Below are 18,317 nucleotides of genomic sequence, written 5' to 3'. Positions count from 1 at the left end.
GGGCGCCCGGCCGGAATGGCTTCGCAGGTCAAACCGCGACGCGGGCCTCCAGCGCATCGGTGAGCAGCGCAATCAGGGCACCGAGCTGGATGTCCTCGGAGGAGGAAACATCCTCATCCGATCCATCCAGGGCACGGGCCGCAAGGCCGGCCTTGGAATCGATCAGCTGCGCCACCTTGGAGTCGATGGTCTGCGCAGCGATGATGCGCCAGGCGGTCACCGGCTCTTCCTGGCCGATGCGGTGCACGCGGTCAATGGCCTGCGTCTGCTCCGCGTCGGTCCAGGACAGCTCGGCCAGGACCACGTTGGAGGCAACCTGCAGGTTCAGGCCCACGCCGGCGGCGCTGAGCGAGCACACCACCACTGCCACGTCCGGATCGTTGATGAACGCGTCGATGTTTTCCTGGCGCTGCTTGGCGGTCTGGTCGCCCCGGATGGAGGAATAGCGCAGGCCGCGCTTGGCGAACGTCTCTTCTGCCACGTCCATCACGTCGATGTGCTTGGCGAAGAACACCACCTTGCCCACGTTGCGGGCCAGCTGCGCAGCGTAGTCCGCCGCGAGCCCGGCCTTGGCCTGGCCGATCCGGCGCATGACCCCAAAGACGTTCTCTTCGGAGCTGGCAGCCTTGGTGTCTTCCCGTTCCCAGCGGGCCACGCGGCGCACAAGCTCCTCGTCGATTCCCACCACCGGCACACTGGACTTCCGGTTTTCGATCGCCGAGTCGTAGCGCTGCACCAACCGGCGGGCCAGCTCGCGTTCGGCTGCGCGGATGGAGCGGCCGGCTTCGTCGTCCAACTCGACCGGGAGGTCGGCGATCCGCCGGGCCGGGATGTCGGCAGCCACGTCCACTTTCCGCCGTCGGACGATCCCCAGGTCCACCACGCTGCCCCGTGCCGCGGTGTAAAAACCGGAGTCGGCAGGGGTGAGGCCGTTATCCTCCAGCGAGCTCATAAGCCTGGCCAGGGGCTTTTTGTCGTCAATCCAGCCGAGGAACTGCCAGATGGCCCGGAAATCCTCGATGTCATTGATCAGCGGCGTTCCGGTCAGGGCCATCAGCAGCGGGCGGACCGTTCGCTCCCGGATCTGCTCGGAAAGCTGCAGGACATGCTGGGAACGCTGGGAGGTTTTGTTCTTGATGAAGTGGGCCTCGTCCACCACCATGCCGCGGAACCCGAAGCTGCCCAGCCATCCCACGTGACGGTCCAGCACCTCATAGTTGACCACCACAATGTCGGCGAACCCGTCGATGGTGTCGCCGTTGCCGTTGACCACGGTGGCGGTCCGTCGCGGCGCCCACAGCGCGGCTTCGCGGGCCCAGTTGGTCTTGACCACGTTGGGCACCACCACCAGCAGCGGGAATGCGTCAGCAGCTTCGGCGGCGAGCAGCGCTTGTGCGGTCTTACCCAGGCCGGGCTCGTCCGCCAGCAGGAATGTCCGGTGCCCATCCTTGGCGGCGGCCACGAGCTGCGCCTGGTGCTTCATAAGCTCCAGCCCGGCCGGGGCGCTGATACGGGAGTCGTTGGGCAGGTCCATGCAGGAGGAGGCGCCGCCGTATTCGAAGGACCTGAACAGTGGGCCCAGGAGTTCCCAGCTGCTGAGCCGGCCGGTGGGACGTTTGTGGTCCACTGCCGAAAAATCGGGGGCCAGGAAGGGGTTGGACAGCTGCCGGGACACCACCGACTGCGGCACCACGCTGCGTTCCGGAACCAGCGGGGCTGCATCCGGTTCGGGTGCGGGTTCCGGCGCGGCGGTGATTTCCACGCCTGCGGCACGCTGCATGTCACGCTTCAGGCTGGCTGCAGCGTCGGAGACAGGTGCGTCCTCGGGCAGGAGGATCAGCAAAGAGGTGTCCCTCGCAGCGGTCTTGGCCAGGATGGTGGCCACCCCGTCCAGGCGTTTGAGCTGCTCGTTGCGCTGCGCCTCGGTACTGTCGGCGTCGGCCTTGATGCGGGCCCGCTCCTCGCGGACCAGCAGGGCCACCACCTGGAAGGTGGTGCGGCCGGAGGGCCGGACCTTGCCGTTCTGCGCGGCGGACTCGACTTCCCGGACGGCCCGGGCCAGGACCGGGATCATCCCCTCGTTGTCAAGGTCGCGGGCACGTCGGGGTGCGCGCTGCTGCGCACTGCCGCGGCGCTGGCCGCCGGTGCGGGCGGCACCGCCGGTAGCGGCACCCTTGCGGGTGGCGCCGGGTTGGCGTTGGCCTCGAGCCAAAAACTTCTCCTCCGTTGGACCGCAATGAGCGGACGGGCGGACCCGGCGTGGACAGCCGGGACTATCAGGCGCATGCCATCGGCCCCTTGCAGGACCTTGGTGACGCGGCCCGGACCCATCGGTCCCGGGGGGACCGGGGCGGCAGCGGATGTGCTGCCCCCGCGATGGGACCGGAAAACCCCGGGAGCCGTGACCGCCATGCACCGGACTGAAGCCAGGGCGAGAAGGGCGGAACGGCGCAGGGGCCGGTACTCCCCCTATCGTACCGTCCACACCGCTGATGCGTGACTTCCTGCTTTTTCGACGGCGGGAACTTACCCTTGCTCCGTTCGGCCGGGGACCGCCGCCGGGTTCAGCTGGCGGGGTCGTAGTGGAAAGCGCGCACTTCCTGGGCGCACCTGCACGCCGCAGCGATCTTTGCTGCCCACTGCAAAGCCGCATCATGGGAAGGCAACTCCAGCACCGAATAGCCGCCTTCGAGCTGGCTGGTCTGCGGGTAGGTTCCCTCGTGCACCGACCCATCGCCGTCGACCATTACTGGTGGGATGCCCTCATCAATACCGCCGCCGAAGACCCAGACTCCGGCGTCCTTGGCTTCCTGGACCACAGCGTGGGATGCATCAACAACAGCCGGCATGTCCTCTTCCGGCACCACCATGGCGGCACTCGGAAACGAGATCAAGTATTTTCCCATCGCGTCGGCTCCTTCTTCGCAGCTTGGGTGCGTTCATCTTCGCCGACGGCGGCGCGGCAACGCAAGGATCCAGGCCTCCCGGTGCCTGTTATCTTGACGGTGGAATCAAGGGGCGATTGTCCTGGGGCTGGTCCTTCTCACCCAGGGGCCTGCGTGGGGTCTGCCTGCCCTGAAGTAAACGGCCTGGCAAGCCTGCCGGCGAGGGCGCGGCCCTGGTTGAATCCGGCCCGGGCAGCGGGCAGGCGCAATGACAGGTCCATGGCATTGGGCCCGAAGAGGTGCGCGGATCCGCTGTCCGGGAAGACCGCCTCCACCGTGCTGCCTCCGGCCCGCAGCGCATCCACCTGCGTTGCCAGGTGCAGGCCCCACTCCACCGGTGTCCGTGACCGGCCGCTGAACGGTGACAGCACCAGCACGTGCGCGTAGCCGGCCGCCAGGTCGGCATTGTCCGCGTTGGTCCGGTAGCCGCCGTCGATGTAGCGGCCATCGCCGATGTTGTACGGGGCGCCGCTCGAACAGCTCGCGGCAACAGCGTCCACCAGGTCAACCCCGCTGTGGCGGTCGAACACCACCGGGTCCCCGGTGCGCGCATCTACGGCAGTGATGAGCAGCCGCCTTTCCGGCCACTCCAGGCTGGGCAACCGGGAGGCGACGGTGGCGCGCCATCGCGCTTGCGTTGAAGCGGACGACGCCGGCACGGCCTCGAGCGCGGACGCGCCCATCCTGCGGCGCATGTCGGCAGCATCCGCCGCAGCGGCGATCACGGCGGCCGTCCGTTCCATCTGGGTGAGCACCGGCGCCGCGGCTTGCGCGCCACTGACGGGACCGCCGGCCGCCTGCCGTGGCGGCGGGGCACCGGCGTCGAGGATGGCGGCCAGCAGGTCAGCCGGGTCCGCGCCGGTGATTTGTGCCGCAGCCGTTGATCCGGCCGAGGTCCCCACAATGAGGTCGGCCGCCGCTGCGTTCACGCCGGCGTCCTGCAGACCGGCGATGACGCCGATCAGCCAGGCGTTGCCGGTTGATCCGCCGCCGCCCAGGACCAGGGCCCGTTTGCCGGCCGTCGGCGCGTCAGCTCCCAGGGCGGAATGCAGGCTTGGAGAATGTGTTGTGTTCATGGGAGTCGCCTCTTCGCGTAATGCCTAATGGAAGGCGCTCCCGGTGGCGGCTAGGAAAACCGCGCGTCCGTGGACTCCAGGGGAGCACCCGGTGCTGGTACTGCGTTCACGGGTCCCACCTCCTGCCGGTTGTTCACGATTGTTTTGAAACTAGCACCTCGCACAAATCCGCACAATCACTGAAGTGCGCCCATGCCTACCCGTTCCGGCCGGCGTAAACCGTGGCTGCCACAATGAACATGATCCCGATGACAGCGAACAGGCCACCGAAGGCCCGGATGTAGGCCGGCCTGGCGAAAAACGAGTTGGAGTAGTCAACGCCCATGGGCTTGAAGTCCTTGACCATGCCGGCGTACGCCTGCGCGGATCCGCGCACGTCGAAGACGAGGGCCAGCCCCAGCAGCACCGCGGCAACGCCTACAGCGCCGAACGTCCAGGGCACCACCTCAGCCGATTGCGCCTGGCCGGTGAATGCCGCCAGCGGCACCGAAAGGAAGGCCACCGCGAACACCACCATGTAGAGGACAAACAAGCCCTTCACCGGTTGCGGCAGTTTCCTCACAGCACGCCACAGTTGCATCATGTTCCAATCCGTCCGGGGCTGCAGCATCGCAGCGGATACAGACCAAGTAACTCATGGATCGGACACACACTGAACCACCTTTGGGCCATCTTGAGGATCGGTTGCCAAGTGGGCCCGGCCCCATGGAGTCAGAGGCTGTCCTCCTGCGCTGTCCCGGTTCGTGCCAGGAAATCACCGGCCCGCCGGAACTGCCTGAGCGTCACCACAAACAAGGCGGCCATAAAAGGGATCAGCGCGCACCACAGCCACTGGAACCAGGTCCACCCATCGCTGAAAGTGGTCAGCAACTGGGACACGTAAAGGAGCATGAACCCCGGGAACATCAGCAGGGTGGGGGCCAAGCCTTTACGCACCAGTGCAGCGGTGCCCCTCAGCACGGGTACTTGCCCGGGGATGGTCGGCTTTTTACCCTCGATCTGGTCCATCAAGACTTTACGCTCCGGTTTCTCCAGCCAGATGAGCCCGCCAGCGTGCTTGGGCCGAACCAGCGGCGTGACCCGTTTGGCCGAATAAACCATGGAACCCACCAACGCGCCCAAAGCCGCGAAGGAGAGGCCAACGCCCAACTGGGCCACCCGCTCGTCGGGGTCGTTCCCGTAGATCCACAGGCCAACCACAAAACCGGCAGCAAGAAGGACCGCCACCCCCACAGGCAGGTAAATCCTGTAGAACTTCCACACGGCCTGACCGGCGCCTTCGTCCGTGACCCCGATGACGGCCCGCTCCGTCTTCGCCCACCGGACCGCCGGGTCGTCATTGTCCCAGTTCATCCCAGATCCCCGATCCCTTGTCCGCAGATCCTAACCTTTCAAGGCCCGGATCTGCGGCCAAGCTGAGGACCGGAACCTAGCCCGTCACCCCGGTGAGCTCGTTCGGGGTCTGGTCCAGGGTGCCGCTTCCGGTCACCGTGCCGGCCTCGATGTCCACCGCATGAATGGTGTTGGTGGCTGGGTCGGTCACAAAGGCGGTGTGGTCGTTGACGAACACTGTGGGCCGCGGCTGCTGCCACTGCAGCGGCTCCTCCCAGGCGCCCACCACGGGGATGCTGCTGGTGACCTTGGCCGTGTCGGGGTCGATCACATGCAGGGAACCGTCAGTGCCCAGCACCAGGGCCTCACCGTGCGGTCCGCGGGCCAGCGACCGGAAGCTGTAGCTGGTCCCCAGGTCCACCAAAGCAAGCTCCTTGGTTTTGGTGTTGATCAGGGAAATCTGCTCCGGACGTTCCAGCTCGGCGTCCTTGTCCTTCTTGTAGTCCCCCAGCGTCACGGCGGACTCATCGGACCCGGCCTGGTTCCCGATCCGGCCGTACTCCGTGGGGCTGGCCACCTTGGTGATGGTCCCGGCGGAGTAGATCAGGACGCCGGTCTGGCAGCCGATCACCACGGCCTCACCCTCGGCAGTGGCTTCGCCGTGCACACCAGGGCAGTCCTCGTTCCGGGCAATCTCCTTGCCGTCCTTGTCGAGGACCACAATGCCGGGCCGGCTGTCTTCGTTGCCCAGGGTGAGGACCAGTTCGCCGTTGGCCAGTTCCACGGCCACGCCGTGGTGTGCTTCCTCGGCCTGGTGGGTCTGAACCTCAGGCTGGCCTTTGGCCAGGTCTGCCGAGTTGAAGATGCTGATCTCGCCGGTCCCGTCGCTGAACAGGATGGTCTTCCCGTCATGCCGCACCACGTGGCCGGGCTTGGACGTGGGGAACACGATGTCCGTCATGGCCGGGTCCTGCGCATGGTGGGTGGAGCCGTCGGTCCACACACCGGTATCAAGCACCTTGAAGCCCTCCGTGGTGGAGATGATGACGTGCCGCCCGTCCCCTGCCGGGTTGACCCGGTTGAAGCCGGCCAGGGGGTAGTCCCCCAGCACCTTGAAGGAGGCGCCGTCCAGGACCTGGATGCCGCCGTCGTACGTGGTGACGATGCGCGGTGCCGCTTCCGGAACCGTCGCGGCGGCAGTCGCCGAAGGTGAGGTTCCGGTGGCCGGGCCGGCGGTTCCGCCGCAGCCGGTCAGCAGCAGGCCCGTGACGGCGAGCGCCGAGAGCAGCCGGATGGGCGAGGATCGGACAAGTGAAGTGCGGTGGTGCATGGGTGCTTCCTTTTCTGGGTGGGTGATGGCAAAAAATAAAGGATCAGGTCAGTGCGTCGGTGATGCGCTGGGTGTTGGACCGCATCATGTCCAGGTAGGTCTGGGCGCCGGAGCCGTCCGCGCCCAAAGATTCGGTGAACAGCGGGACCACGGCGATGTCCATCCCGGCTTCGGCGGCCAGGACCTGCGCCAGCCGCTCGGGCTGCGAGGAGTCCGCGAAGATCGCCACCACGCCGGCGTCGCGGATGGCGCCGGTCAGCCCGTTCAGGTCCGCAGAGCTGGGCGAGGCCAGCGTGGTGCCGCTGGGGATCACGGCGCCGATCACGTCGAACCCGAAACGCTGGGCCAGGTAGCCGAACACGTGGTGGTTGGTGATGAGCTTGCGGTGCGCGGCGGGAATGCCGGCGAAGCCTGCTTCCATGGCTGCTTCCAGCTCCGTCAGCTCTGCGGTGTAGCCGTCTGCCTGGGCCTGGATCACCCCGGCGTCCACCCCGGCCACGTGCCCTTCCAAGCTGTCCGCAATGGCCGCCACGGCCTGGCTGACGCGGGCGGGGTCGGTCCAGAAGTGCGGGTCCTGGGCGCCGGACCCGTGGCTGAACGCAAGGGGCTCGACGGCGTCCATCGCCGCGAGCGTCGGCACACCCGCCGCGGCGGCAGCTTCGACGTGGTTGAGGACGCCCTCTTCCAGCCCGCCGCCGTTGTGGATGATCAGGTCCGCGGCTTCGATCCGCGCTGCCTGCTGCGCCGAGATGCCGAAGGAATGCGGGTCCGCGTTGGCCTCCATCAGCACCACCACCTCGGCCTGGTCGCCCACGACGTTCCGGGTGATGTCGCCCAGGATGTTGGTGGTCACCACCACGGTGGGCTTCGCGGCAGCCGCCGGTGAACAGCCTGCCAGCGCCAGCACCGCCAACGCAGCTGCCAGAGTGCCGGCCACCAGGCGCCTCACAGTCCGGTCTCCAGGACCAGGTCCGCGGCGGGGACGTCGAACGTGCGGGCCGCGCGCAGCTCATCGGCGTAGTCGAGTTCCAGGACCCTGGAGCCGGCGGGATCGCTGAGGTAGGCACGGGAGGCATCAACCCGAAGGGCGGGGACCGCAGGTTCGGAACCCGTGAGCGGCGCCAGCAGCGGAGCTTCCGCCGTCACTGCACCAGTCCGCGGGTCCAGGGTGCGCAGGACGCCGTCGACGCCGAGGGCCAGCACCCTGCGTGTGTCGCCCACGGCGGATGCGGCCACGGTCCGGGCGGGCGTGGGCAGCAACGTCCACGTCCGCGCGGACACGTCGAGGTGCCAGACGCCGGCGTCACCGGCAGGGCCGGCCAGTTCGTTGGACCCCGCCCGGTGTTCCAGGGAGGTGGCTTCCGGTACACCCGCGTTGGCCGCCGGGTACGGTATCCGCTCGGCGGCGAACGTGCCGTCCTCCTCCGTGATCAGCAGGCCGGCGTCGGCACAGGCCAGCACCACACCCACCCGGGTGGTGGCGGAGGCAGCGGGATCCTGGCAGTCCTGCCGGGCAAGGACGGTGGCATTGGCGTCGTCGCGCACTTCCACGCCGGAAGCCACGGCTGAACCCTCAGCCGCCACGCTGGCAATGAAGTGGCCTTCGTACGGAACCACCATCCCGCGGTGCGCGGAGGTGGTGATCCGGAAAGCTTCGTCGATGCTGCCCGCGTCAAGGTCCTTGTGCCGGAAAACGGCTGCGTAGCCGCCGGTGTCCGAGAAGACGGCAAGGTCTTTGCCGTCCCCGGCGATGCTGCCCGGGTCCGGGACCTCAATAGTCCCCACGGTCCGTGGTTCGGAGCTGTAGTAGTGGGCGTGGTCGCCGTGGTCCACGGTCCAGGCGCCGGTGTCGAAGACCTCCACGTGCTCCGGCGTGGTGACCAGGGCGTAGCGGCCGTCCTGGTGGAGCGCGTCCACTTTGCCGAACGGGCCGGCGTCGGACGTAACCCCGGTGAGCAGCGACAACAGCCGGGCCTCCCCCGTGGCGCTGTCGACAGTGAGCAGGCCGGTTTGCGGCTCCGGGTTTTCCTGGGCGCCGGCCACGTAGCCGTGGGGTGTGGCGGCCGGCTGGGACGGTTCAGCAGCAGTGGGAGCGGCGCAGGCTGCCAGCAGCAGGGGCAGGGCGGCGAGGAGGAGCGCGGGCTTAGGCATGGTGCGGTGCACGGGAGAAAGGTTCCGTTTCTGTGGAGGGTGCGGTGGGGCGGGGTGCGGGCCGGTTCCGGCGGGCCAGGAACCGGACTGCAGCCGAGGCGAAGTAGGACAGGGCCGCGGTCAGGGCGATGGTGGCACCGGCGGCTGTGCCGGCGAACCAGGAGATCCAGAGGCCGGCCGCCACGCTGGCAATGCCCACCAGCGAGCCCAGGACCATCACGCCGCGGACGGACCGGGCCCACACCAGCGCGGCGGCAGGCGGCGCGATCAGCAGGCCGAACACCAGGAGGGTGCCCACCACCTGGAAGGACGCGGCCACGGCCAGGGTGATCAGGAACAGCAGCACAAAGTGGGCCAGTCGGGGACGCAGCCCCAGGCTGGCGGCTTTGTGCGGATTGAATGCGGCCGCCATAAAGGACCGGTGGAACACCGCGGCGGTGGTGAGGACAACAAGTCCGACGGCGGCCAGCACCAGCAGGTGCTCCGTCCGGACGGCCAGGACGTCCCCGAAGAGCGTGCCGGTAAGGTCCACCGCGAAACCCCCGGATGCGGAAACGATGATCACACCGAGCGAGAGCATCACGACAAACAGCAGCCCAATGGCGGTGTCCTGCGAGACGCGCCGGTTCCGGGTGATGGCCGAGACCCCGGCAGCCGTGGCCGCGGCGCTGATGGCAGCACCAAGGATGAGGTTGCCGCCCAGCAGCGAGGCAACGGCGATACCCGGCAATAGTCCGTGGGACATGGCATCGCCCAGGAAGGCCATGCCGCGCACCACCACCCAGGTGCCAACAACGGCGCAGAAGACCGACACCAGGGCGCCGCCCAGGAGGGCACGCTGGAAAAAGGACGCGTTCAGGGGATCAAGTAACCATTCCATCGCCGTTCACGATACATTAATAATGAGAATCATTCGCAACACATCGACGGAGCGCAATTGTCCAGGATCATTTTTGACGGGGCCGGGTTCGCCTACCCCGACCGGCCGGTACTGGACAGCATCTCGCTGGCCATCATGCCCGGCTCCCATACGGCGCTGACCGGGACCAACGGGTCCGGCAAGTCCACCCTCCTGGGCCTGGCGGCCGGCATCCTGAAACCGTCAGCCGGGACCGTCACGCTTCCCGCAGGGCAGCGGCCGGCGTTTGTCATCCAGCACACGCACACCCCGGAGGTGATGCCGTGCACAGTCCGGCAAGCCGTGGAGATGGGCCGCTGGCCGCACCGCAGGGGCTGGCTCCCGCTGCGCCCGTCGGACCGGCGCGTGGTGGCGGAGGCCCTGGCGAGGATGGGGATCTCGGACCTGGCCGGCCGGCAGTTGACCGAATTGTCCGGCGGGCAGCGGCAGCGGGCCTTGATTGCCCAGGGCCTGGCGCAGCAGGCCGGCATCCTGATCCTGGACGAGCCCACCGCCGGGCTGGACAGCCACGCCAGGACACTGATCAGGGAAGCCATTGCTTCGGAGTTGGCGCGCGGGGTGACGGTACTGGAGGCAACCCACGACGACGGCGACATCGCCCTGGCGCACCGCGTCATTACGCTGGCGGGCGGCAAAGCGACGGCTGGCAAGGCGAAGGCGGGCGCGGTTCGGGGCCGGCAGGGAGCGCCCGGCAGCCTTCAGGCGGCAGCTTCACCGGCATAGCCGGCTCCACCGCCGCCTGGCTCAGCGGCTCAGCTGAGTGTCCGGGCAAGCCCCAGCATGGCCAGGGCGAAGAGCGGGAACAGCCAGTTGGCAATCACTGCACCCACTTTGGCGCCTACACCGCCGGTTGCCTCGGCAGCGGCCAGTGGATCCGCGATGTCGTCATCCTGACCGGGACGGCGGGAGATGACGGTGTTCCTGACCGACAGGGCCACCATCACCACGGCGGTGCCCACAACCCACGGCAGCGGCTCAATGGCCAGCCACGCGTCCACCCGTTCTGTCGGCGCCACGATGGCGGAAAGCAGCCCGGCCGCCGCGCACACCGCGGCGAGGCAGGCCAGCACCCACAGGCGCCGGATGACCGCCGTGAGGTAGAGCGGCAGGAACGCGATAAGCACCACGGGCAGGGCCAGGAGGGTCAGCTGCGCGGGCGAGACCAGCATCGTTTCGGACCTGACCCAGGCCATTACGGCCTGATTGAAGAGCAGGAAAGCCAGCAGGCCCAGGAGCGCGGGCCAGAGTGCCGTGCGCACCCAGTGGTGCGCCGGCGCAGCGGGCAGGTCCAGGGCGGCAGCATAGTCGCGCGCCGGCCCAAAGGCGTCCTCGGCCCGCTGGCCGGTGTCACCCAGGAGTTCGCGTGCACTTGCCACCGCGTCGCCGATGGCGCTGCCGTGCACCTGGCGCAAACGCAGCTCCAGGGCGAGGTCGTCAAACCATTTTCTATCGGCGGTTTCCTGCATCATGTGGTGGACTCCTTTGTTTGGCGCTCGGGGTCGAGGTAGTGGGTGCTGAGGTGGGTGAAGCGCAGCCAGTCCGCGCTGAGGCGGGACAGTTCGGTCCGGCCCAGTGGGGTCAGGGCGAAGTATTTACGCCCTGGCCCGTTGACGCCTGCCTTCCACTCGGTGGAAACCAGGCCGGCCGTCTCGTAACGGGTAAGGAGCGGGTACAGGGTGCCGCCCTTGATGACGCCGAACCCGTGCTGCTCGAGTTCGCTGATGATCGCGTAACCGTAGGAGGGCCCAGCCTGCAGCGCACGGAGGGCAAAAAAGCCGAGCGTGGCCCGGAGCCAGTCGCTGGGCCACTCGGCGCCGTCGGGCGGCTGTGGCGGTGAAGTGGAAACATCCATAGCTATATTGTCACTCTAAGTAGTTAGCCTGTAAAGCCCACGGAACCTGCCGCATCAAGAAGGCGCGCAAGGCCCGGCTCAAGAAAATGACAATCCAATGACACATCTGTCACGTTGTCTGGTCTTGGTTTGCAGACTCCCGTATCCTGACCGTGTCAGTGCTTGGGGGCCGCGGACACCTGGGGTGCTTTGCGGGCCGACCGAGCAGGAAACGTCTCTCCTATCGGTCAAGGCAAGGTCTCAGAAATGCACACACCCTCATCACGCACACGCAAAATCGCCATGTTCGCTTCCGCTCCCGTCGCCCTCCTGATTGCCGGCGGCATGGTCTGGCAGGGTTCGCAGGCTGCCTTTACGGCCTCCACCCGCAACGCCGGCAACTCCTGGAGCACCGGCAACGTGGTGCTTACGGACGATGACCTCGGCGCTGCGGCGTTCCACGTGGAAAACATCGTCCCGGGCCAGACGGGCCAGAAGTGCATCGTTGTTACGTCCCAGTCCAATGTGGCCGGCGAAGTCCGGGCCTACACCCAGAACCTGGTCACCTCAAAGGGCCTGGAAAACCGGATCTTCTTCGACCTGGAGCAGGGCACGGGTGGATCGTTCAACGACTGCACCGGGTTCACGCCCACGGCCAACACGGTCCCTGAACTGCCGCTCTCCACCCTGGCCACCGTCAACCGCGACTTCGCCACCGGCGGGGCTCCGTGGGACACCACCGGCACACCCGGCGAGACCCAGAGCTACCGCGGCACCTGGCGCTTCGACACCACCAACCTGAGCCAGGACGAGGTCAACGCCCTGCAGGGTGCCCGCGTGAGCATCGACCTCGTATGGGAACTCCAGTCCGACAACGCTCCCACCACCCCGTAACTCCGGCCTGGCAAATACAGCGCTGTGAACCGGGTAAGGCCCGGGTCTGCACCGGGTCTTTCCCGGGGAGCAGGACTGTTCTCCGCTGACGGCTGGGTGCGTTTTATCGCATCCATCGCGTCGCGGCTTTATCTGGGTGTGCTGCTGAGCCTTGCCCTGTTCGCGGTGCTCCCGGCGCTGTTCGGCTGGCACGGCACCGTGGTGCAGAGCGGGTCCATGGAGCCGCACATCTCCCCCGGCGACGTGGTGCTCGCCGCGGCGTTGAACCCGGAACACCCGGTGCCCGTGGGCGGCGTAGTGGAGTACCACAGCCCAGCGGAGGCCGAGCCCGGCGGCGTGGCAAAAACCCGCCTGCACCGCATCGTCGCTGCGAACACGGATGGAACGTTTGTCACAGCCGGCGATGCCAACATCACCGTGGACAGCACCCCCATTGTCCGCGACCAGATTAAAGGCCAGGCACGCCTGCTCATCCCCGCCGTGGGCCTGCCCGGGCTGTGGCTCGGCAGCGGCAACCTCTCCGCCCTGGCCCTGTGGTCCGTCATTACCCTGGTGGCCGTGGTGGCCGCAGTTTTCGGCGTTACCGGCCGCAGCCGCCCCGGTGACGGCGATGACGGCGGCAGCCCTGATGACGAGGGCGACGACTCCGGACCCGATGGCGGTGGGGATGACGACGGCGGAACGGACGACGACGAACCCTCGCCGCTGCAGAAAGCCGGCACCGCCATGGGCATCGTCGCCGTCCTGGTCACCGTGGTGGTGATGGGCGCCAGCGTGTTCTCCTCGGCCGCGTTCACGGCCACGACGGCCAACGCCGCGAATTCGTTCGGCACGGCACTGGACTGGATGCCGCCGTCGGCCGTCCTGGTCAATCCCGGCCCCACGGTGAAGGGGACCGTGGCGCTGACCGCCGAAGCCTCGGACGCCGAGAGCGGCATCCGCAATGTGGTGATCCAGTACGCCCCCGCCGCCACTGGTGTCTACGTGACCCTGTGCACCGCCGTGTCCGCACCGTATTCATGCGGCTGGAACACCGCTGCCGTGCCCGACGGCGCCTACCTGCTGCGCGCCACCGCAACGGATAAATCCGGCCTCACCACCACCACGGAACCCATCAGCACCTCCGTGGCCAACTCGTTTGCGGTGTCCCTGCCCGACCCCGGCGAAGTGGTCCGCGGCAACGTCAACCTAAGCCCCGTCCTCAGCAACGCAGGCCCGGGCACATACACGGTGCGGGTGGAGTACGCCGCGGCCGGTACCACCAACTGGAAAACGCTATGCCCGAACCAGGTGGCGCCGTCCCCCTGCACCTGGGCAACGGCCACGTACAGCAACGAATCCTATGACCTCCGCGCGGTAGCCGTCTCCGGCGGCACCACCACCTACTCCCCGGTCCTGCCGGACATCCTGGTGGACAGCCAGGCCCCCACGGTGGCCCTGACGGACCCGGGCGCCACCATCCGCGGTACCGCCAACTTCACGGCGACGGCGGCAGACGCGGTGTCCGGCGTCGCCCAGGTGCAAGTCCAGTACCTCCGCTCAGGCACCAGCACCTGGGTGACCATGTGCGCCGTGGAGGAGTCACCGTACACCTGCCGGTTCGACACCACCAAGCTGGCCAACGGCCAGTACAGCTTCCGGGCCATCGCCACAGACGACGCCGGCAACACCGCCACCACCTCCGCCACGTCTCTTCGGACCGTGGACAACACGGTGGGCTCGGTCTCCATGGAGGATCCGGGAGCGTACCTCACCGGAACCGTCGCCCTGCAGGCCGCGGCAAACTCGACGGCGGGCATCACCAACGTGCGCCTCCAGACGGCCCCGGCCGGAACCACCACCTGGACCACCCGCTGCACGGTGGGCACCGCACCGTACTCCTGCGCCTGGAATTCCACCGCCGTGGCCGACGGGCTCTACGACGTCCGCGCCATCCTGCTTGAAAGCACCGGCAAGGAAACCATTTCCGCCACAGTGTCCGGCCGCAGGGTGGACAACAGCCCGCTGCGCGCGGCGGACATCCAGGCCACCAACGGCGGGGTGCTGGGCCGGGTGGACGCCGGGGACACCATCAGCTTCAGCTACAGCCAGCAGGTCAACCTGGCCACCGTGACGCCGGGCTGGAACGGAGCCGCACTTCCCGTGACGGTCCGGCTGCGGGACGGCAACCTGCTGGGCCAGGGCAACGCTGTTGACACCCTGGACATCCAGCGGACCGGCAGCACCGTGAACCTCGGGGCCGTCAACACCAAGGGGAACTACGTCAAGAACCGCAAGACCGTCACCCTGAACGGCAGCATGACGGCGGCCACGGTCACGGTGAACGGAATTCCGCGCACGGTGGTCACCGTGACGGTGGGCGCCGTGGCAAGCGGCGCCGGCAGCCTGCGCAGCTACACCACCCCGGTGAACATGGTGTGGACGCCGACGGCGGCCGTCACCAACGCGGCCGGCGTCGCCTCCTCCCTGGCACCAGCCACGGAGACAGGAACGCTGGACCGCGACTTCTAAAGGTCCGGCTTCCCTTCGCTTCACAGAAACTGCACAGCCTGCCCAAAGATGCGGCATACCCACGCCCGCCAGCCTGGTTTTATGCCCTTTGAGCCTGCCTGGCCGCCGCACAACGTGGTTCTTAACGAGTTCTTAAAAGCCGCGGCACAGAATCAAGGGAACGATACATCCTGCCGAAGGGTCCCATGTTTCCGCCGTCCACACGCCACCCTGCCCGGGTTCAACCCATCCCTGCGCCCAAACACTCCCTGTCCATAGGGCTGGTGCTCGCGGCAGCGGTGATCGCTGCGGGGCTGGTGATCCGGTTTGTCCCGGGGGTGACGACAGCTGAGCTGGCGGCTGTGGAGGATTTCAGCCGTAACCACAGCCCTGTGCTGACCGGGGTGGCCTTGGTCCTGAATGTGCTTTTCGGGCCGGTCTCCGGCGGGCTGATGGTCACTGCCACCACCTTGTATCTCCTGCTGATCAAGCACTCCCGGCCGGGCGCTGCCCTGTTTGCCGCCACCGTGGCCAGCGGGTGGTTGACCTGCCAGCTGTTCAAAGTCGTCATCGGCAGGATCCGGCCCGATCCCGCGCTTCTGTTCGATCCGCTCGTACCGGAACCGGTGTCCAACAGCTTTCCCAGCGGACACACGTCGCTGGCCGTGGCCCTGACCTTGGCCTTGTTCCTCCTGGTCCGTGGAACCCGGTGGGCCAAACCGGTCCTGATCGCAGGGGCATTGACAGCGGTGGTGGTCGCCTGGTCCCGGGTCTACATCGGGGCCCATTACCCGTTGGACGTTGTTGCCTCATTCCCGGCAACGATTGCCGCTGTCCTCATCATGGCCGGGATCTGGAACCGGCACGCGCCTGCCCTCGGGGCCGCCCTCCGGTCCCGGCCCGCAACCCCTCCCCAGTGAAAGAAGCCCTTATGCAATCCCTTGCCCTCGCACCGGCGCTGAACCAGGCAGCACTCCTGCCCATCCTGGACCCTGCCAGCCTGTTGCAGGGGCTGGGGCCGGCAACCCTCGGCGTCGTGGCCCTGATGGTCTTCATCGAGTCCGGTGTCCTGTTTCCGTTCCTGCCAGGGGACTCGCTGCTCTTCACCGCCGGGCTCCTGCACCAGCAACTGAACCTGACACTGCCCGTGCTGATCACGGTGGTCAGTGTTGCCGCGATCGCGGGCGACCAGGTGGGCTACTTCCTGGGCCGCCGGTTCGGACGCCGCTGGTTCTCCGATGACGCCCGGATCCTGAAAACCGCGCACCTGGCGCAGGCCGAGGAGTTCTTCCGGCGCCGCGGCGGTCCTGCACTGGTCCTGGCCCGTTTTGTCCCGGTGGTCCGGACCTTCGCGCCCCTGAGCGCCGGCATCGCCCGCTACCACTACAAGTCCTTTCTGCTCTGGAACATCACCGGAGCGGTCCTCTGGGCAGTTTCCGTGACCCTGCTTGGTTCCTGGCTGGGGCACTACGATTTCGTGGCAAACAACATCGACGTGATCGCCGTTGTTATGGTCCTGGTCTCCGTGCTGCCGTGGGGCATCGAGTTCCTCAAACACAGGCGCGCCCGCACGTCGGGGGCGGACAGCGCGCAAGAATAGACCCGTGACCGCCGCTGACCTCAAACCGTCGCTTCTCCTGGTTGAAGACGACCCCGCCCTCGGGCCCTTGATCGCCGAGCTCCTCGGGCCCGATTTCCAGGTCCATCTTGCCGTCGACGGTCCCGGGGGCCTGCAGCAGGCACGGGTCCGGGCGTGGGACGTTATGGTCATCGACAGGGGCCTGCCGGGCATGGACGGTATCGCGTTGATCGCCTCGCTGCGTTCCCAAGGGGTTGCCACACCCATCCTGATCCTCACAGCCCTGGGCGCCATCGATGAGAAGGTCCGCGGGCTCGATGCGGGCGCGAACGACTACATGACCAAACCCTTCGACGCCACGGAGTTGGGGGCCCGGCTGCGTGCACTCACCCGCAGCTACACACGGGCGCCGAGGATCACCGGGATTGGTGACTGGGAACTGGACCGTGCCACGAGGTCCATCCGGTCCATCCACGGCTTCCATGCCTCCCTGACCGCCACGGAGTCCGAGCTGCTGGCGGCCCTGGCCGCCGAACCGGGCAGGGTCTTCACCCGGGAGGAACTCCTCATCGCCACGAACAGCCAAGGTGAACTCTCAGGCGCGATTGACACCTACGTCCACCACCTCCGCCGGAAAATCTCCAAATCAATCATCCGGACGGTCCACGGACTCGGGTACCAGATCGGCGAAGCCCGTGATTAGGAGCACCGACCCCACAGACCAGGACCAGCAGGTCCTGCGGAAAGCCGCCCTGAAAATTGCCCTGCGGATCAGTGCTGTCTGCGCCCTCCTGGTGCTCTGCCTCCTGGCCGCAGCCACCCTGTACCTGCTCAACCAGGCCGGCCACCCGGAACCGATCGAAACCGGTGCCGTCTACGCCTACCTGGACACCAACGACCTGGTCAAAGCCATGATCATCGCCGGCGTAGCCGGAACGCTGCTCGCCGGCGGCATCGGCTGGCTCAGCGCACGCAGTGCCATCCGTCCCCTCGGCGAAGCGCTGGCCCTGCAGCGACGCTTCATCCAAGACGCCAGCCACGAAATGCGCACCCCGCTGGCCATCCTTGACGCCAGGATCCAGCTCGCCCAACGCACCACCACACCGGACACACCCACCGGCCAGGCACTGGCCCGGATCCGGGCCGACACCGCCTCCCTCACATTAATCGTCAACGAACTCCTCGAATCCGCCACCGGGACACCACACCAACCGAACGGATCCCCTGCCGACGTTGCCGGCGTCGCCAAAGACGTGATGGACAACATCCGGCCACTGGCAGCAAAGCGGGGCATCACCCTGGAGTACTCCGGCAGCGGGCAACCGCGGGCTAACATTCCGCCCCAACGACTGCACCGCGCCATCCTGGGCCTGGCCGAAAACGCACTCGCCCACACACCACCCGGGGGACATATCACCATCGCTGCCAGCACTACGGGCAACCGGGCAACCATTACCGTCACCGACTCGGGAACCGGCATCACCGGCATTGACCGCGACCGGATCTTTGACCGGTTCGCGCGAACCACGCACCAGCGTGACGGCCAGGAACCCCGCAGCTTCGGCATCGGGCTGTCCCTGGTCCGCGACATCGCGGCCGCTGCAGGCGGTACCGCCGAAGTGTTGCACACCGGTCCGGAGGGCACCGGCATGAGAATCGACCTCCCCCTGGCAACAAGCTGACCGCCGGCCGGTGACGAGCTCCCCCCGGCCGCTTCCTGGCGGGGATGTTGATGGTGGGTTGAGGTCTTGAAGGAGTCTTGAACTTTTC

At 67.4% G+C, this 18,317-nt stretch carries 18 protein-coding genes; 7 read left to right on the top strand and 11 right to left on the bottom strand.

Annotation, left to right across the window (positions count from 1 at the left end; all coding sequences use genetic code 11):
• Positions 1–28: 28 nt before the first annotated feature.
• The 9 genes from QRN07_RS16725 to aztB form a co-directional block, all read right to left on the bottom strand.
• On the bottom strand, positions 29–2,074 hold the full coding sequence (locus QRN07_RS16725; protein ID WP_285241703.1) for a DEAD/DEAH box helicase: 2,046 nt from the start codon (positions 2,072–2,074) through the stop codon (positions 29–31).
• Between the two features lie 490 nt (positions 2,075–2,564).
• A complete protein-coding gene (locus tag QRN07_RS16720; protein ID WP_050683505.1) occupies positions 2,565–2,906 on the bottom strand; it encodes a YciI family protein in 342 nt (113 codons plus the stop codon).
• A 137-nt stretch (positions 2,907–3,043) separates the two neighbouring features.
• Positions 3,044–4,021, bottom strand: coding sequence for a patatin-like phospholipase family protein (locus QRN07_RS16715; RefSeq protein ID WP_285241669.1), 978 nt, complete (start codon positions 4,019–4,021; stop codon positions 3,044–3,046).
• 196 nt (positions 4,022–4,217) lie between these two features.
• On the bottom strand, positions 4,218–4,562 hold the full coding sequence (locus tag QRN07_RS16710) for a hypothetical protein (RefSeq protein ID WP_157370887.1): 345 nt from the start codon (positions 4,560–4,562) through the stop codon (positions 4,218–4,220).
• A gap of 170 nt (positions 4,563–4,732) precedes the next feature.
• Complete coding sequence (locus QRN07_RS16705; RefSeq protein WP_285241668.1) at positions 4,733–5,374, bottom strand: hypothetical protein; 642 nt, start codon at positions 5,372–5,374, stop codon at positions 4,733–4,735.
• 76 nt (positions 5,375–5,450) lie between these two features.
• Complete coding sequence (gene aztD, locus QRN07_RS16700; RefSeq protein WP_285241667.1) at positions 5,451–6,683, bottom strand: zinc metallochaperone AztD; 1,233 nt, start codon at positions 6,681–6,683, stop codon at positions 5,451–5,453.
• A gap of 43 nt (positions 6,684–6,726) precedes the next feature.
• The gene (gene aztC, locus QRN07_RS16695) at positions 6,727–7,623 is read right to left on the bottom strand and encodes a zinc ABC transporter substrate-binding protein AztC (protein ID WP_285241702.1); all 897 of its coding nucleotides are present in this window, start codon (positions 7,621–7,623) and stop codon (positions 6,727–6,729) included.
• Between the two features lie 5 nt (positions 7,624–7,628).
• Positions 7,629–8,834 (bottom strand): hypothetical protein, encoded by a 1,206-nt coding sequence (locus QRN07_RS16690; protein WP_285241666.1) that lies wholly within the window; start codon positions 8,832–8,834, stop codon positions 7,629–7,631.
• A complete protein-coding gene (gene aztB / locus QRN07_RS16685) occupies positions 8,827–9,714 on the bottom strand; it encodes a zinc ABC transporter permease AztB (RefSeq protein ID WP_285241665.1) in 888 nt (295 codons plus the stop codon). Before aztB ends, QRN07_RS16690 begins: the two co-directional genes overlap by 8 nt.
• Positions 9,715–9,771: 57 nt before the next feature.
• On the opposite strand from aztB, the gene aztA reads away from it, so the two are divergent.
• Positions 9,772–10,476 (top strand): zinc ABC transporter ATP-binding protein AztA, encoded by a 705-nt coding sequence (gene aztA / locus QRN07_RS16680; RefSeq protein WP_285241664.1) that lies wholly within the window; start codon positions 9,772–9,774, stop codon positions 10,474–10,476.
• Positions 10,477–10,505: 29 nt separating this feature from the next.
• Here the strand turns inward: aztA and QRN07_RS16675 are convergent, their stop codons facing one another.
• Entirely contained in the window at positions 10,506–11,222 is a 717-nt protein-coding gene (locus QRN07_RS16675; protein WP_285241663.1) for a hypothetical protein, read from the bottom strand.
• A complete protein-coding gene (locus QRN07_RS16670) occupies positions 11,219–11,605 on the bottom strand; it encodes a PadR family transcriptional regulator (RefSeq protein WP_285241662.1) in 387 nt (128 codons plus the stop codon). The genes QRN07_RS16675 and QRN07_RS16670 overlap by 4 nt, the downstream gene beginning before the upstream one ends.
• 246 nt (positions 11,606–11,851) lie before the next feature.
• Here QRN07_RS16670 and QRN07_RS16665 point away from each other — a divergent pair, with 246 nt between their 5' ends.
• The 6 genes from QRN07_RS16665 to QRN07_RS16640 all read left to right on the top strand — a co-directional run bounded on the left by QRN07_RS16665 (position 11,852) and on the right by QRN07_RS16640 (position 18,229).
• The gene (locus QRN07_RS16665; RefSeq protein ID WP_050683495.1) at positions 11,852–12,478 is read left to right on the top strand and encodes a hypothetical protein; all 627 of its coding nucleotides are present in this window, start codon (positions 11,852–11,854) and stop codon (positions 12,476–12,478) included.
• A 96-nt stretch (positions 12,479–12,574) separates the two neighbouring features.
• Complete coding sequence (locus QRN07_RS16660; protein ID WP_285241661.1) at positions 12,575–14,989, top strand: Ig-like domain-containing protein; 2,415 nt, start codon at positions 12,575–12,577, stop codon at positions 14,987–14,989.
• A gap of 185 nt (positions 14,990–15,174) precedes the next feature.
• Complete coding sequence (locus tag QRN07_RS16655; RefSeq protein ID WP_285241660.1) at positions 15,175–15,888, top strand: phosphatase PAP2 family protein; 714 nt, start codon at positions 15,175–15,177, stop codon at positions 15,886–15,888.
• Between the two features lie 11 nt (positions 15,889–15,899).
• Positions 15,900–16,568: a DedA family protein gene (locus tag QRN07_RS16650; protein ID WP_285241659.1), complete on the top strand. Its 669-nt coding sequence runs from the start codon at positions 15,900–15,902 to the stop codon at positions 16,566–16,568.
• Between the two features lie 4 nt (positions 16,569–16,572).
• Positions 16,573–17,250, top strand: coding sequence for a response regulator transcription factor (locus QRN07_RS16645; RefSeq protein WP_285241658.1), 678 nt, complete (start codon positions 16,573–16,575; stop codon positions 17,248–17,250).
• Positions 17,243–18,229 (top strand): sensor histidine kinase, encoded by a 987-nt coding sequence (locus QRN07_RS16640; protein WP_285241657.1) that lies wholly within the window; start codon positions 17,243–17,245, stop codon positions 18,227–18,229. Before QRN07_RS16645 ends, QRN07_RS16640 begins: the two co-directional genes overlap by 8 nt.
• The last annotated feature ends 88 nt before the right edge of the window (positions 18,230–18,317 follow it).

The organism is Pseudarthrobacter sp. MEB009 (assembly GCF_030208875.1).
GTDB lineage: Bacteria > Actinomycetota > Actinomycetes > Actinomycetales > Micrococcaceae > Arthrobacter.
This window is presented reverse-complemented; position numbering and strand designations above follow the sequence as displayed.